Annotated in this window: 1 protein-coding gene; it reads left to right on the top strand. The window is 61.2% G+C overall.

The window, feature by feature from the left end; all coding sequences use genetic code 11:
• A partial coding sequence (gene tuf / locus S4A8_RS19100) for an elongation factor Tu (protein WP_353221328.1) occupies nucleotides 1–1,189 on the top strand: 1,189 nt, incomplete at both ends.

Genomic DNA, 1,189 nt, shown 5'->3' on the forward strand with positions numbered 1-1,189 from the left:
TGTCCAAATCAAAATTCGAGCGTAACAAGCCGCACGTAAACGTCGGCACGATTGGTCACGTGGACCATGGCAAGACCACGTTGACGGCGGCGCTGACGGTGGTATCGAACCGTTTGTTCGGATCGCAGCTGTCGGCGTTTGACATGATCGACAAGGCGCCGGAAGAGAAGGCGCGTGGTATCACGATCTCGACCTCGCACGTCGAATACGAAAGTGAAGCGCGTCACTACGCCCACGTCGACTGCCCGGGTCACGCCGACTACGTCAAGAACATGATCACCGGTGCCGCCCAGATGGACGGCGCGATTCTGGTGGTTTCGGCTGCTGACGGCCCCATGCCGCAGACGCGTGAGCACATCCTGCTGTCGCGTCAGGTCGGCGTGCCGCATATCGTCGTGTTCCTCAACAAGGCCGACATGGTCGACGACGAAGAGCTGCTCGAGCTCGTCGAAATGGAAGTGCGCGAACTGCTCGACGCCTACGACTTCCCCGGTGACGACACCCCGGTGATCGTCGGCTCCGCGCTCAAGGCGCTGGAAGGCGACGAAGGCGAATACGGCATCGAAGCCATCGCCAAGCTCGTGCGCGCCATGGACGACTTCATTCCCGAGCCGGAACGTGCCGTGGACGGCGCCTTCCTCATGCCGGTCGAAGACGTCTTCTCGATCTCCGGTCGTGGCACCGTCGCCACCGGTCGTGTCGAGCGTGGCATCGTCAATGTCGGCGACGACATCGAAATCGTGGGCATCAACCCCACCACCAAGACCACCGTCACCGGTGTCGAAATGTTCCGTCGTCTGCTCGACCAGGGTCAGGCCGGCGACAACATTGGCGTACTGCTGCGTGGCACCAAGCGTGAAGACATCGAGCGCGGCCAGGTGCTGGCCAAGCCCGGTTCGATCACGCCGCACACCAAGTTCGAATGCGAAGTGTACGTGCTCAAGAAAGAAGAAGGCGGTCGTCATACCCCGTTCTTCAAGGGCTATCGTCCGCAGTTCTACTTCCGCACGACCGACGTGACGGGCGCGTGTGAACTACCGGCCGACACCGAGATGGTGATGCCGGGTGACAACGTCACGATGAACGTCGAACTGATCCACCCGATCGCGATGGAAGAAGGTCTGCGCTTCGCCATTCGTGAAGGCGGCCGCACCGTGGGTGCCGGCGTCGTGACCAAGATTACGGAATA

It is taken from the genome of Salinisphaera sp. S4-8 (assembly GCF_040361235.1).
In the GTDB taxonomy this organism is placed as follows: Bacteria; Pseudomonadota; Gammaproteobacteria; order Nevskiales; family Salinisphaeraceae; genus Salinisphaera.